Source organism: Planococcus sp. ISL-110 (assembly GCF_018613575.1).
Lineage (GTDB): Bacteria > Bacillota > Bacilli > Bacillales_A > Planococcaceae > Planococcus.
This window is the reverse complement of the sequence record NZ_JAGGPX010000002.1, coordinates 15,106-28,106: the sequence shown is the minus strand read 5'-3', so window position 1 is coordinate 28,106 and position 13,001 is coordinate 15,106. Positions and strand designations below refer to the sequence as shown.

Here is a 13,001-nt window from a genome sequence, read left to right as displayed (position 1 = left end):
GATAGTTGCTTTCTGTAAGCCGCTTCGGAGCGCCTTTGGTAGAAATGATTAAAAGATAGTTGTTCTACAAGTGGGACTGAGGTTTCTCAATGGGTTTTTCTTTTTGAACCCACCACTCCTGTTTTCTGCCACGCACAGTAGTCCGACTATAGGAAATAATATGAATACTTAAAAATTTGCTGTATAATGATAGGAGTATAATAATTACACCATCTGCAGGGAGGAAACTATTGTGAAACGAGAAGAATTAATAGCACCGGATTCGTATAACCTGGTGGAGGAAATTGAGCGATACGCTAAAGGGGACGGAAAGCTTGCGATTCTCTGGGAAAATGATAAAGGTGAAAAGCAGCAGGTTACCTATGATGAGTTGATGCAGCGTGCAAACCGGGCGGCCAATAGCTTTGAGAAAGCAGGTCTTGTAAAAGGCGATGTGGTGCTGGTGATGGTGCCGCGTTTGATTGAGGCATATGTTGCCTATATTGGCGCCTTGAAAGCAGGGTTGGCCGTTATTCCAAGCTCTGAAATGCTTCGCGCAAAAGACATTGCTTATCGACTGAACCACAGCGATGCCAAAGCGGTAATCGCTTATGAACCGTTTATGGACCAATTTAAAGGCGTCAAGGAAATGGACAATGTCGTCAAATTTGTCATCGGCCAATCCGATCAGACTTGGATTTCTTTATTGGATGAAATGGCATCCGCTTCCACTGAATACATAGCAGCACCGACAAAAAAAGACGATATGGCATTCCTTTCCTATACGTCAGGAACCACCGGCAATCCAAAAGGTGCCATACACAGCCACGGCTGGGCATATGCACATCTGCGCACGTCCGCTGAGCATTGGCTTGGAGCGAAGGAAGGGGATGTGGTCTGGGCAACAGCGAGTCCTGGCTGGCAGAAGTGGATTTGGAGCCCATTCCTGGCAACGCTCGGCAGTGGAGCGACCGGCTTTGTCTACAATGGCAAATTCGATCCCGCTGTGTATCTGGAACTGCTGGAAACACGCAACATCAATGTGCTGTGCTGTACCCCAACAGAATACCGCATCATGGCGAAGCAAAAAGATTTAGCGAAATATGACTTGTCCGTCCTGCACAGCGCTGTATCGGCCGGCGAGCCGCTCAATGCGGAAGTGATCAATGTCTTCCAGGAAAATTTCAATCTCGAAGTTCGGGATGGTTATGGCCAGACGGAAAATACCTTGCTTGTCGGTGTCATGAAAGGTATGGAAGCCCGCATCGGCTCCATGGGCAAACCGACACCGGGCAACCGTGTGGAAATCATCAATGATTTTGGCGGTCCGTGTGCTGCCGGTGAAGTTGGGGACATTGCGGTCCATATTGAGACGCCGGCTTTGTTCAAGGAATACTTCAAAGATCCGGAGCGCACCAAGATGCAGTTCCGCGGAGACTATTACGTGACGGGTGATAAAGCTTCGAAGGATGAGGATGGCTATTTCTGGTTTGAAGGCCGCGGAGACGACATCATCATTTCTTCCGGTTACACGATTGGTCCGTTCGAAGTGGAAGACGCCCTTGTCAAACATCCAGCTGTCCAGGAATGTGCAGTCATCGGAGCGCCCGACGAAATACGTGGCACGATTGTCAAAGCCTTCGTGGTTTTGGTAGAAGGCCACCCTGCATCAGATGAATTGGTGAAAAACCTGCAGGATCACGTTAAAAAATTGACCGCGCCATATAAATACCCACGTGCCATCGATTTCCCTACGGAATTGCCGAAAACGGCGTCCGGAAAAATCCGGCGTGTGGAGTTGCGCCATCAGGAAATTCTTAAGAAATGACCGCAGCCGGAAAATGGCCTGCACCGGAATTGTTGGACTCATTAGACAACTCCGATGCGATTCATGACCGGCTGTTTTTCTTTTGCTTTATTTTAATGTTCCTTCGGGCGCCAATTCCGCAGTTCGTGGGAGTTTCTCTTTATTTACTTTACGCGCAACATCAGCCTATAATTAGACTGTTATTTCGAAATACAAAATATATAGAGAATGGTGCGCGATGCAGGATGACAGATTCTAAAAAAGGTGTTTTGGTCATTATTTTAACGTATACATTATGGGGGTTCATGCCGATTTTCTGGAAGCAGATCGATCATGTTCCAGCAGATGAAATTCTGGCAGGAAGAATTATATGGTCTTTCTTATTTACCCTCGCCTTTATTCTTCTCTTAAACGGAGGCAGGCAGTTGTGGCTTGATCTGAAAATGCTTTGGACCTCCAAGAAAAAGTTCTTCCTATTGATGTTGGCATCTTTTCTGATTTCCGTGAATTGGTTTTTGTACGTTTATGCAGTCTCTAGTGACCGGATTGTCGAAACGAGTCTGGGTTATTACATCAATCCGTTGATTTCGATGCTATTGGGTGCGATTTTCCTGAAGGAGAAATTATCCCCGGCGATTAAAGTGGCCTTTCTTTTAGCAGCAACAGGTGTTTTGATTTTAACTTTTTCTTTCGGTTCTTTGCCGTGGCTCGCACTCGGGATGGCCTTCAGCTTTGCTTTTTATGGCTTGATCAAGAAAACGATTCGATTGGATGCCCTGCGCGGATTGGCAATTGAAACCTTATTCGTTTTCCCGATCGCCATCGCGTATTATGTCTATCTGATGTCGATTGACCGCGTGTCTTTTCTGCAGACAGGGCTGCCGACGGATGTTCTGCTGATCGCCAGCGGACTGATTACTGCTTTGCCACTCCTGCTGTTTGCCATCGGCACGCCGTTAATCCCGCTGTACATGATCGGTTTTCTCCAGTATATCGCTCCTTCGCTGATGCTGTTGATTGGAGTTTTCATTTATGGCGAGGCCTTTGATGTTGTAGATGGAATCTCTTTTTCGTTGATTTGGAGTGCATTGATATTATTCACTTCCTCGAAATTTTTAGAGGCTCGCGGCATTCGAAAGGCCAACCGAAAAGTTTCGGTGTAAGTTTTCTTTTCTGATGAAACATTTGCCAGAGTTTCCCGTATAGTAAAGAGTAGAAACCAAGGAGGGAATTGCACAAATGAACACAAAACGATGGATCGCTTTAGTAGTGGCTGCAGCGGTATTGGGAATTTCATTGGTCATCAACTCAGCATTTACTTTTCTTCAAAGCGGATTCGGTGAAAGCGTTAATGAATTGATGGCGACTACTCAATCAAGTATCTCGGAAGTTGTGATCGAAGATGGAGATTTTGATAACCGCGTGGCAGTTTTAAATGTGGATGGGGTGATCCAGGACACTGGGGAGGCATTGCCTTTGTTTGCAACAACCGGTTATAATCACTCTTTCTTCATGGAACAATTGGAAAACGTCAAAGAGGATTCCACTGTTAAAGCCGTCGTGCTTACAGTAAACTCACCAGGTGGTGGGGTAGTGGAGTCAGCAGAGATTTATGACAAGATCACTGAAATCCAGGAAGAAACCGAAAAGCCATTTTACGTTTCAATGGGAGCAGTAGCTGCATCGGGCGGCTATTACATTGCCGCACCGGCAGAAAAGATTTTTGTTAACGAGGAAACCTTGACAGGATCTATCGGGGTCATCATGCAGAGCGTCAATTACGGCGAGCTGGCAGAGCGCTACGGTGTGGATTTTGTCACCATCAAGTCAGGACCCTACAAAGATATCATGAGTCCAACACGCGACATGACAGACGATGAGCGTGCCCTTCTTCAAGAGATGTTGGATGATTCGTATGAAACATTTGTTGATGTTATCGAAGAAGGCAGAGGCATGGCTGAGGATGAAGTCAGAGCAGTTGCAGATGGCCGTGTCATGAATGGCCGCCAAGCAGTGGAAGTTAATTTGGCGGATGATTTTGGATTTGAAGAAGATGTCATCGAACAGGTGAAAACCGATTTTGACCTGGGCAATGCTGAAGTATTCCAGTATGGTGCTTCAGAAGGATGGGGCTCACTGTTATCGATGAAAGTGAATTCGTTCTTCGGCAACGATCTTGAGACACAGATGCTTACGAAAATGCTTACTGAATACAGTTCTCCGCGTATGATGTATTTATACGGTGATAAATAAGGAGGGACCATGATGACAGACCACGAAACGAATAAAGCAGCAGAAGTGCAAGTCGCACCACATCGTCCCGAAACACCGAGCTACGAGGAAGTGCTTTTTTACGAACGGAAACCGGCTGGGTTTTGGGTGCGGTTTTGGGCGTACTTGATCGATCTTCTGGTCATTGCTGCGCTTACATCGATTTTGATCAAGCCGTTATTCGCGCTGCTCGGACTGGAAACAAGCGGCATTCCCTGGTATGCGCCATATGCCATTTTGTCAGTTGTCGTCTTTTATAGCTATTTTGTGGTGATGACAAAATTCTTGAGACAGACTGTCGGAAAAATGATTATGGGGATTCGTGTCGTATCCTTGAAATCGGATGACATTTCATGGGTGACCATCCTGTTCCGCGAATGGATCGGTCGCTTCCTTTCAGTGACCATCCTGCCGCTTTACTGGATTGTCGGCTTTACACCGTTAAAACAGGGAATCCACGATTACATCGCGGACACGACAGTGGTACATGAAGAATCTTTCAGAAAAAATAAGTTGGTACAGAAGAAACGCCCAGAGGGGTCTGGGTTGCATGAGACCCGAGCCTTTTAGTATGATGAAGAGACTATGAAAGGGAGGCGTTTTGATTGGTACAAATCACATTCAAGAAAAACCCTGTTACTTTACCAAATAAAGAAGTGAAAGTTGGAGATCAGGCTCCAGAATTTTCGGTTTTATGGACTGACTTAAAACCGGTAACACTGAAAGATACAGCTGGCAAGATCCGGTTGATCAGCGTGGTTCCATCATTGGATACCGGTGTCTGCTCAGACCAGACGAAACGCTTCAGCGATGAAGCTGCTTCTTTAGGGGACAATGTATCCGTATTGACCATTTCAGCCGATCTGCCGTTTGCTCAAAAGCGCTGGACGGAAATCAACAAAGTAGACGCACTTACTACGTTGTCGGATCATCGGGATTTGTCATTCGGTGAAGCTTACGGCGTGACGATGCATGAACTTCGGCTTTTGGCCCGTTCAATTTTCGTTATAGATGAAAACGATAAAGTTGCGCACGTAGAATACGTTGCTGAAGGAACAGACCACCCCGATTATGAAAAAGCATTGAACGCAGTAAAAGAATTAACAAACTAATACAAGAAACCCACTCGAGAGAGTGGGTTTCCTTATTGAGGACGGCGAATGCATGAATTCAACGATGGAAAAGACTTTTTATTTTATTGATAATCACACCACAAAAATCCAGAAAGAGCAGGGTAATGCTTATTTGGAGAGCCTGCTGACAACAACTGAGAATTGGTTGGATGGTTTGATTAAACCAGAAGCAGGAGCCAGCAAGGAAGATATCCGAAAAGCGCTTCAACTGGCTGTATTGAAAGGCATGAAAGAGCATGTTCAGCCTCATCATCAAATCACGCCGGACGCGCTTGGCCTATTGGTCGGCTACCTGGTGGAGTTGTTTGTGAAAAAAGAACAGGCAGTCATTTTGGATCCGGCTGTCGGAACCGGCAACCTGTTGCTGACGGTCATGAATTACCTGGATGGACGTTTGACAGGAGCGGGCGTAGAGTTGGACGACCTGTTGATCCGGTTGGCTTCAAACGCTGGCAACTTGGTCGAACAGCCAATCACCTTCTATCTGCAGGATGCCCTGCAGCCTTTATTGATCGATCCGGTCGATGTTGTCGTTTCGGATTTGCCGGTGGGCTATTACCCGGACGAAGAAACAGCGGCCACTTACGAATTGAAGGCGGACGAAGGCATGACCTATGCGCACCATCTGTTTATCGAGCAATCGCTGAAGCACACGGCTGAAGGCGGCTACCTGTTTTTCATCGTCCCGAAAGCCTTGTTTGAATCAGAACATGCGAGCCAATTGCATAGCTTCCTGAAAAAACATGCCCACATCCAATCCGTCATGGAATTGCCGGAAAGCCTGTTCAAGAACGCGGCTCATGCAAAAGGGATCCTGGTATTGCAGAAAAAACAGGAAGGCGTCAAAGCGCCGAAAGAAGTCTTATTGGCGCGCGTTCCGAATATGTCGAAGCCGGAATCCATGTCTAAATTCTTTTCGCAGGTTACCGGATGGTTTAAAGAAAACAAGGAATAAATAGACTGATTTATGCTATACTAAAGCTATAAAAACATCCATATGCACTATTTTTTGATGAAAAGAGGGATGCGCAATGACTGAGTCAAACGAAGCACCAAAAAAAGTCAGTTTGCAGGAAGCCGTAAAACGCCAATTGGAAGCCAAGAAAAACCAGGCTGGAGACAAACAATCTGGCGGCAATGCTTCAATGTCGACCAAAAAAATGAAGAGCCAGCAATCAAAGAAAGTCAGCAATAACCGCCGAAAAATGGGTACGTAAAGAGCAACTGCCCACATACGGAGATTTGACGAAAAGGTAGGGAGATCTATTCCCTGCCTTTTTCTTTGCGCAAAAAAGCTTGGAGTTTTCTAAAGTGATTATAACTTGAACTTAAGAATCATCATTTTATAAACCACTTTAGGTAAAGCAAAGACGATTGCTCCTGCGCAAGCGCGCCGGTGCGGATTTGAGTGGTGCAGACTTATTGGCAAAAACTTATAGAGTGAAATCAAATTTTCTTGAAAAGTATTGACTTGCCGTGAAGAACTGGTAGAATCTATTTCAATATACTTTTAAATAAGCTAGTTTATCAATTTATTTTATAATTGATTCGATCGATGATTTAGTAGGCAATTTGTGCGCAGCAGCAAGAGACTGGATGGCAGGTGTAAATTCAGGCAGCAAATGGGTTGAAATACGCCATCAGTTTTGATCGTTTCGTAAAAGAGTGGATGTTTTGTTCAGTCAAAGCATTAAATTGGGTGGTAAAGCGGAGAAAACCTTCGTCCCTTTATTGGGGCGGGAGGTTTTCTCTTTTTTTATAGAAAAGGAGAGTTTACTATGCACAACATTAAGTCGATCATCACCCCGAGGTTTTTAGAAGCCTTTATTGTAACTGCCACTATTTTCTTGGTGATCAGTGTCAGCATCATCAGGTTTGAATCGGTTCCGCATATCCCAATCCTGTTTTCGATTCTTCTGCTGTTCGTTTATGGATTTCTCAAGAAAGTGTCCTACCGGGAATTGGAGAAAGGGCTGGTTGAAGGTGCAGGTGCGGGGATGAGTGCTGTCTTCCTGTTTTTCTTCATCGGCATGCTCATCAGCAGCTGGATGATCAGCGGCACCATACCGACATTGATCTACACAGGATTTACGCTCATTTCCATGACGTTTTTCTATGCCATCGTCTTTGTTGTGACATCGTTGATCGGTCTATCGATCGGCAGCTCATTGACGACCGTTGCGACAATTGGTGTTGCCTTTATCGGCATGGCGACCGCGATGGATCTTTCATTGGCGATCACAGCCGGTGCGATTGTTTCGGGCGCATTTTTTGGCGACAAAATGTCGCCGTTGTCGGACACGACAAACTTATCTTCGACCATTGTCGGTGTGGATCTGTTCGAACACATCCGCAACATGGGATGGACAACGATTCCTGCTTTTGTGATAACCTTGATTTTGTTCGCATTGCTCTCCCCGGAAGCAGCAGGGGCACGTGTTCAGGACGTAACGGCTTTTAAAGAAGGGCTGTCAGCTACGGGCATGATCCACTGGTACACAATCATTCCTCTGGTTGTGCTCATCCTCCTGACAATCATGAAAATGCCTGCTTTGTTGACGCTGGCATTAAGTTCGCTGTCGGCCATCATCATCTCTTTTTTGCACCAAACTTCAACAGCTTCTGAGATATTCTCGGTGCTGTTCAGCGGTTATGTATCAACGACGGGCATCGAGGAAATCGATTCCCTGCTGACGCGCGGTGGAATGGAGAGCATGATGTTCACGGTCGCACTGGTGCTGCTGGCGCTCAGCATGGGTGGGCTGCTCTTCACATTGGGCATTGTCCAGTGTTTGCTGGCAAAAGTGGAAAGCCTGCTGAAAAAAGTATCATCAGTCATTGCTGCTTCGGCACTGACTGCGATCGGCATCAATGTCCTGATTGGTGAGCAGTACCTGTCAATTCTGCTGACAGGACAGGCATTTAAAGAACCATACGATAAAGTTGGGCTTGCCGGCAAAAACTTAAGCCGTGTGATGGAAGACGCTGGAACTGTAGTCAACCCGCTTGTGCCTTGGAGCGTTTGCGGAATCTTTATCACCGGTGTCATCGGCGTTTCAACGCTCGAATACCTGCCATTCGCATTCTTCTGCCTGCTGTCGCCATTACTGACTGTGTTGTTTGGATTTACTGGTAAAACCTTGACCTATAAGCAAGCAAAATAAAACTATTAAAAGAGAAACAGGTGATGTTCGTAATCGCCTGTTTTTATTTAGATAAAGGAAATTTTACAGGGAAGTCGAATAGTACTAGTATGGAAGATTTTCCGCTATGCCGCGGAAAAAACACTAGAAGGAGTGGATGGAATGTATCGAAAGATTTTATTAGCTGTAGATGGTTCAGATAATTCGATGCGGGCTGGCAAGCAGGCCGCACAACTAGCGTCTTTGATAAAAGGCGTTGAAGTGACAGTGGTTTACGTTTCTGATTTCGATGAAGACAGCAATGAAAAATATCATGACGGAGGTTCGTTAGAGTTTGAACTGTCACGAAAGAAAAAAATCCAACCTATCAGAGAAGCTTTGGACCGCGAAGAAATCTATTACAAAACAGAGGTTATGCATGGTCGGCCGGGACCGGTTATCATCGATATGGCAAATGAAGGGGAATTCGATCTGGTGGTCATTGGCAGCAGAGGGTTGAATCCCATATCTGAAATAGTGTTGGGCAGCGTCAGCCACAAAGTCGTCAATCAGGTTCATTGTGCGGTGCTGGTCGTAAAGTAAAGCCTGCCCGGAAACAGCCGGTTTTGGTATACTGGAAAAAAAGACCGGTCTGCCAATTGCTTAACAGAGCATAGGATCCGCTGGAGGAAAAACAAATGGAAACTTTACCGAATTGCCCTGAGTGCAACTCTGAATACACCTATGAAGATGGCAGCCTGCTGGTCTGTCCCGAATGTGCACATGAATGGAGCCCGCTTGCTGAAGCCGAAAGTACGGCGGCAGAAAAAATTGTCAAAGATGCCAATGGCACGCCTTTAAAAGACGGAGATGCAGTGACTGTCATCAAAGATCTGAAAGTCAAAGGCAGTTCATCGACTTTGAAGATTGGCACGAAAGTGAAAAGCATCCGGCTGGTTGAAGGTGACCACGACATCGACTGCAAAATTGATGGCTTTGGCGCCATGAAACTGAAATCGGAATTTGTTAAAAAAGCCTAACGTGAAAAGACCCCAGCCAAACTTAGTGGAAAAGTTTGAGTGGGGTCTTTCAGCTTTTGTTAACTGGATAAGTTAAGCTTTAAAATTAATTATTTAAATCACGTGCAAGTTACAATTAGCTTAGCACCGGCGAATGAAATATAGGTTTATTGACGTTTAAACGCCGCGTTTATTGCCCCATACCAAGGTATGCAATTGCGGCAAAACTTTGGCATCGTTCATGATCGGGGAGCGCACATGGTAATCGATCAATTGCTCATAGCGCTGCAGCAAATCAGCAACCAGCTGCGCATCATCTGTTGTCGCTGTGTCTTCGTTTCCGGTCTGCAGGAAGAACGGGACAGCCGGATAGCGCTGATGAAGTCCTTCCGCATAGGTGAAATCATCGAGATCAAACACCACGACTTTCAAGCTGACATTGGCATTTTGCAGTTTCTCTATAAACAAATCAAGCTTGGCGAAATCCGTCTTCATGCCAGAACTGGGCGGTTTTGGCGATAAGGTGATGTCATCAATTTCCACCATCCAGTCCTGCCAAATAGAGGCCTGCGTTTCAACAGCGATTTTCCAACCCTGCTGATGGCACAGCTCGACCAATTCGCCGATGCCTTTATGGAGGGCGGGGTTGCCGCCTGAGATGGTGACGTGAGAAAATGCCACGCCTCCGGTTTGGATCAGCTCCTCGACAATTTCAGCAGGCTGTTTGGAGATGCTGGTCCCTGTGCCATCCCAGGTGAATTTTGAATCGCACCAGGAACAGGAATAATCGCATCCTGCCGTGCGCACGAACATGGTTTTTTGTCCCATGACCATGCCTTCCCCTTGTATAGTCGGACCGAAGATTTCCATTACGGGAATTCTCATGACAGGTCCTCTTTTCGCGGACGGTATACCACATAGCTCGTCGGTGTCTCGCGGACGATGACCTGCAGGCACTGTGGTTGGTTGCTTTTCGTTTCCAAAACATGTTGAATCGACTGCCAAACTTGCTGGGCCAGAAGCTCAGTAGTCGGAAACTTATTAACGAATTCAGGATGGTCGTTCAAGACGCTGTGGTCGTATTTTTTATGGATCAATCTTTTCAGTAATTTAAAATCAATCAAAAAACCGGTCTCATCGAGCTCATTGCCGGCGATGGTGATGTTGAGGTGGTACGTATGGCCATGCATCATCTGGCATTTTCCTGCTTCTTCGCTGGGAATGAAATGTGCTGCGGAAAAATGCAGGTCTTTATTGAGTTCAAACTGAAAATCGTGGGTGGTTGTCGGATAGAATTGCTGCATCATTCGACAACACCCGCCATTTTTTTCGCCTGGTAGCGTGCAAGACCTTCGTTGCGCAATTTGCAGGCCGGACATTCGCCGCAGCCGGTGCTCGGGATGCCGTTATAGCAGGTCAATGTTTTTTTCTGAACAAAATCAAGCGCACCGAGCGTGTCAGAGAGCGCCCAGACATCAGCCTTATCCAGCCACATCAGCGGGGTATGGATGATAAACTGCTTGTCCATCGCCAAATTCAAGGTAACGTTCAATGAGCGGATAAAGGTATCGCGGCAATCAGGATAGCCGCTGAAATCTGTTTGGCTGACGCCAGTGATCAAATGCCGTGAACCGATTGCATCCGCATAAACTGCGGCAAAAGATAAAAATAGATGATTTCTGCCTGGCACAAAAGTCGAAGGCAATCCACCTTCTGCTTCTGCAGATACTTCAATATCATCCCGCGTCAAGGCATTTGCGGATAGTTGGTTGATCAAGCTCATATCGAGTACCTTAAACGAAACGCCAAGTTCTTCGGCAATTTTTCGGGCACAGTCGATTTCAGCCGAATGGCGCTGGCCATAATCAAAAGTAACCGTTGCAACTTCCTTGAAATTTTTGATGGCCCAAAATAGGCAAGTCGTGCTGTCCTGGCCGCCGCTGAAAACGATGACCGCTTTTTCATTCTTCATCTATAACACTCCTTAGTTTTTTAGAGAGGGAGTTTGCGAACCTCTTTAAGCGAACAGCATTAATAATAACATATTGTACAACAAGCAGGAACAATCGGCTTTGGGTGTATACGGCAAATCGGCGGTATTCGAAACATTATCACTTTTAATTTCTATAAAAAGATCTTTCGGCCCAAGGGTTTCCAGCGAAACCTGTAATTTCCCAAAGCTTTATACGTCTAATCAGAAAACAGTCGGGAGGGAGATGAAAAAGGTCGCCTTTATCCTGCTGATTTTTTAGTGGGGACCGTGTGCAACCGGGTATCGTTCAAGGAAGGCGACATCATCGAAAATTCACATGGAGATGTAACCAATTAAGAGCACTTGTATCGTTTTTATGAGAATATGGAGAGTGGAGAAAAGGATGCTGTCAGAGTGATCAGCTATACGATAGAAGGGGCCCGATCTATCAGGATCTGTCTTACGATTGCAGTGGGATTGAATCGGTGGAGGATTCGACAGAAGACCAATTCGGTTCAGGCTAGGTTGTGACGGGAAGGTGAGAGTCAATTGTCATCTTGTCTTCTGAAACTGAGGTGGTCTATGTCCTGGAGGGCTGTAATCCTGAATCGGGAATGGATACCATCCTGCACGCAATTGAATAACTGCTGCTAAGGGCTCTTTTACTTTCAGTAAGGAATATTATTTCTGCAAAAGGGGTATGTTTGATAATAACGGAAGGGGAGATGTGAGATGAAAGCGATAGTCATCGACAATTACGGAGGAAAAGATCAATTGAAAGAAAGAGAAGTGGAAAAACCAACCATTAATGAAAATCAGGCGTTAGTTGAAATCCATGCCACTTCAATTAATCCGATTGATTGGAAATTACGTGAGGGGTATCTGAAGGATATGCTGCCATGGGAATTTCCGATTATTTTAGGATGGGATGCAGCAGGAGTGATTGCTGAAATCGGCAAAAATGTTAAGCACTTTAAAGTAGGAGACCGGGTATTCGCGAGACCAGCTACGACTCGGCAGGGAACGTATGCAGAATTCGTTCCCGTGGAGGCGGACCTGCTTGCGCATATGCCCGAAAGCATGTCTTTTGAGCAAGGTGCGGCGATTCCATTGACTGGGTTGACTGCTTATCAATGCCTCGTCGGCTTTGCAGAAGTGAAAAAGGGAGATAAGGTACTCATTCATGCCGGAGCGGGCGGCGTTGGCAGCATGGCCATTCAAATCGCTAACAGCATCGGTGCCTATGTAGCAACAACGGCAAGCGATAAAAATGATGAGCTGGTCAAGTCCCTGGGAGCGAACCGGGTCATCAATTACAGCGAAGAGGACTTCAGCGAAATGCTGGAGGATTTTGATGCAGTTCTGGATACGATGGGCGGAGAAGTCTTGGAGAAAAGCTTTAAAGTCCTGAAAAAAGGCGGGAAATTGATTTCTATTGCCGGAAAGCCTTCTGCTGAAAAAGCTGAGCAGTATGGTGTAAAAGCCAGTGACTTTTGGCTGGAGCCGAATGGCGAGCAATTGCAGAACTTGGCTCATCTATTCGTATCGGGTGAACTGAAACCTACAATCGGCCATGTTTTTGAATTTACCGAGCAGGGATTAAAAGATGCCCATGAATTAAGCGAGTCGCATCATGCCCGTGGAAAAATCGTCATTAAAGTTAAAGATTAAAAACGGCAACAAAAAAAGCCTTTCACA

General features: G+C 45.9%; 14 protein-coding genes and 1 riboswitch. Of the genes, 11 read left to right on the top strand and 3 right to left on the bottom strand.

Annotated features, from left to right (window positions below; all coding sequences use genetic code 11):
• Positions 1–232 precede the first annotated feature (232 nt).
• The 10 genes from mbcS to J7I83_RS00120 all read left to right on the top strand — a co-directional run bounded on the left by mbcS (position 233) and on the right by J7I83_RS00120 (position 9,352).
• Positions 233–1,807 (top strand): acyl-CoA synthetase MbcS, encoded by a 1,575-nt coding sequence (mbcS, locus tag J7I83_RS00165; RefSeq protein WP_215098665.1) that lies wholly within the window; start codon positions 233–235, stop codon positions 1,805–1,807.
• A 224-nt stretch (positions 1,808–2,031) separates the two neighbouring features.
• Positions 2,032–2,949 (top strand): EamA family transporter RarD, encoded by a 918-nt coding sequence (gene rarD, locus J7I83_RS00160; RefSeq protein ID WP_215098664.1) that lies wholly within the window; start codon positions 2,032–2,034, stop codon positions 2,947–2,949.
• Positions 2,950–3,025: 76 nt separating this feature from the next.
• On the top strand, positions 3,026–4,039 hold the full coding sequence (gene sppA, locus J7I83_RS00155; RefSeq protein WP_215098663.1) for a signal peptide peptidase SppA: 1,014 nt from the start codon (positions 3,026–3,028) through the stop codon (positions 4,037–4,039).
• A gap of 12 nt (positions 4,040–4,051) precedes the next feature.
• Positions 4,052–4,627 carry an RDD family protein gene (locus J7I83_RS00150; RefSeq protein ID WP_215098662.1) on the top strand — a complete coding sequence of 192 codons (576 nt, stop codon included), beginning with the start codon at positions 4,052–4,054 and terminating at the stop codon, positions 4,625–4,627.
• 35 nt (positions 4,628–4,662) lie between these two features.
• Positions 4,663–5,169 (top strand): thiol peroxidase, encoded by a 507-nt coding sequence (tpx, locus tag J7I83_RS00145; RefSeq protein ID WP_215098661.1) that lies wholly within the window; start codon positions 4,663–4,665, stop codon positions 5,167–5,169.
• 52 nt (positions 5,170–5,221) lie between these two features.
• Positions 5,222–6,145 carry a class I SAM-dependent methyltransferase gene (locus J7I83_RS00140; protein WP_215098660.1) on the top strand — a complete coding sequence of 308 codons (924 nt, stop codon included), beginning with the start codon at positions 5,222–5,224 and terminating at the stop codon, positions 6,143–6,145.
• A 76-nt stretch (positions 6,146–6,221) separates the two neighbouring features.
• Positions 6,222–6,407: a hypothetical protein gene (locus J7I83_RS00135; RefSeq protein WP_215098659.1), complete on the top strand. Its 186-nt coding sequence runs from the start codon at positions 6,222–6,224 to the stop codon at positions 6,405–6,407.
• A gap of 561 nt (positions 6,408–6,968) precedes the next feature.
• A complete protein-coding gene (gene nhaC / locus J7I83_RS00130; RefSeq protein WP_215098658.1) occupies positions 6,969–8,354 on the top strand; it encodes a Na+/H+ antiporter NhaC in 1,386 nt (461 codons plus the stop codon).
• Between the two features lie 141 nt (positions 8,355–8,495).
• A complete protein-coding gene (locus J7I83_RS00125) occupies positions 8,496–8,915 on the top strand; it encodes a universal stress protein (protein WP_215098657.1) in 420 nt (139 codons plus the stop codon).
• Between the two features lie 95 nt (positions 8,916–9,010).
• Positions 9,011–9,352: a zinc ribbon domain-containing protein YjdM gene (locus J7I83_RS00120; protein ID WP_215098656.1), complete on the top strand. Its 342-nt coding sequence runs from the start codon at positions 9,011–9,013 to the stop codon at positions 9,350–9,352.
• Positions 9,353–9,508: 156 nt separating this feature from the next.
• Here J7I83_RS00120 and queE read toward each other — a convergent pair whose 3' ends face one another.
• Genes queE through queC form a run of 3 tightly spaced genes read right to left on the bottom strand, consistent with a single transcriptional unit; the run spans position 9,509 to position 11,303 of the window.
• Positions 9,509–10,216 (bottom strand): 7-carboxy-7-deazaguanine synthase QueE, encoded by a 708-nt coding sequence (queE, locus tag J7I83_RS00115; protein ID WP_215098655.1) that lies wholly within the window; start codon positions 10,214–10,216, stop codon positions 9,509–9,511.
• Positions 10,213–10,638 (bottom strand): 6-carboxytetrahydropterin synthase QueD, encoded by a 426-nt coding sequence (queD, locus tag J7I83_RS00110; protein ID WP_215098654.1) that lies wholly within the window; start codon positions 10,636–10,638, stop codon positions 10,213–10,215. The genes queE and queD overlap by 4 nt, the downstream gene beginning before the upstream one ends.
• Positions 10,635–11,303, bottom strand: a complete 669-nt coding sequence (gene queC / locus J7I83_RS00105) for a 7-cyano-7-deazaguanine synthase QueC (protein ID WP_215098653.1) — start codon at positions 11,301–11,303, stop codon at positions 10,635–10,637. The genes queD and queC overlap by 4 nt, the downstream gene beginning before the upstream one ends.
• A gap of 6 nt (positions 11,304–11,309) precedes the next feature.
• Positions 11,310–11,353: riboswitch (PreQ1 riboswitch) on the bottom strand.
• Positions 11,354–12,035: 682 nt separating this feature from the next.
• On the opposite strand from queC, the gene J7I83_RS00100 reads away from it, so the two are divergent.
• Positions 12,036–12,974 carry an NADP-dependent oxidoreductase gene (locus tag J7I83_RS00100; RefSeq protein WP_215098652.1) on the top strand — a complete coding sequence of 313 codons (939 nt, stop codon included), beginning with the start codon at positions 12,036–12,038 and terminating at the stop codon, positions 12,972–12,974.
• The last annotated feature ends 27 nt before the right edge of the window (positions 12,975–13,001 follow it).

What these genes read in the sequence shown, in the direction of transcription:
- queD (WP_215098654.1), bottom strand. Translation starts at nt 10,638, where the DNA reads ATGATGCAGCAATTCTATCCGACAACCACCCACGATTTTCAGTTTGAA.
- J7I83_RS00120 (WP_215098656.1), top strand. Translation starts at nt 9,011, where the DNA reads ATGGAAACTTTACCGAATTGCCCTGAGTGCAACTCTGAATACACCTAT.
- J7I83_RS00100 (WP_215098652.1), top strand. Translation starts at nt 12,036, where the DNA reads ATGAAAGCGATAGTCATCGACAATTACGGAGGAAAAGATCAATTGAAA.
- rarD (WP_215098664.1), top strand. Translation starts at nt 2,032, where the DNA reads ATGACAGATTCTAAAAAAGGTGTTTTGGTCATTATTTTAACGTATACA.
- J7I83_RS00135 (WP_215098659.1), top strand. Translation starts at nt 6,222, where the DNA reads ATGACTGAGTCAAACGAAGCACCAAAAAAAGTCAGTTTGCAGGAAGCC.
- nhaC (WP_215098658.1), top strand. Translation starts at nt 6,969, where the DNA reads ATGCACAACATTAAGTCGATCATCACCCCGAGGTTTTTAGAAGCCTTT.
- sppA (WP_215098663.1), top strand. Translation starts at nt 3,026, where the DNA reads ATGAACACAAAACGATGGATCGCTTTAGTAGTGGCTGCAGCGGTATTG.
- queC (WP_215098653.1), bottom strand. Translation starts at nt 11,303, where the DNA reads ATGAAGAATGAAAAAGCGGTCATCGTTTTCAGCGGCGGCCAGGACAGC.
- J7I83_RS00125 (WP_215098657.1), top strand. Translation starts at nt 8,496, where the DNA reads ATGTATCGAAAGATTTTATTAGCTGTAGATGGTTCAGATAATTCGATG.
- J7I83_RS00150 (WP_215098662.1), top strand. Translation starts at nt 4,052, where the DNA reads ATGACAGACCACGAAACGAATAAAGCAGCAGAAGTGCAAGTCGCACCA.
- queE (WP_215098655.1), bottom strand. Translation starts at nt 10,216, where the DNA reads ATGAGAATTCCCGTAATGGAAATCTTCGGTCCGACTATACAAGGGGAA.
- J7I83_RS00140 (WP_215098660.1), top strand. Translation starts at nt 5,222, where the DNA reads ATGAATTCAACGATGGAAAAGACTTTTTATTTTATTGATAATCACACC.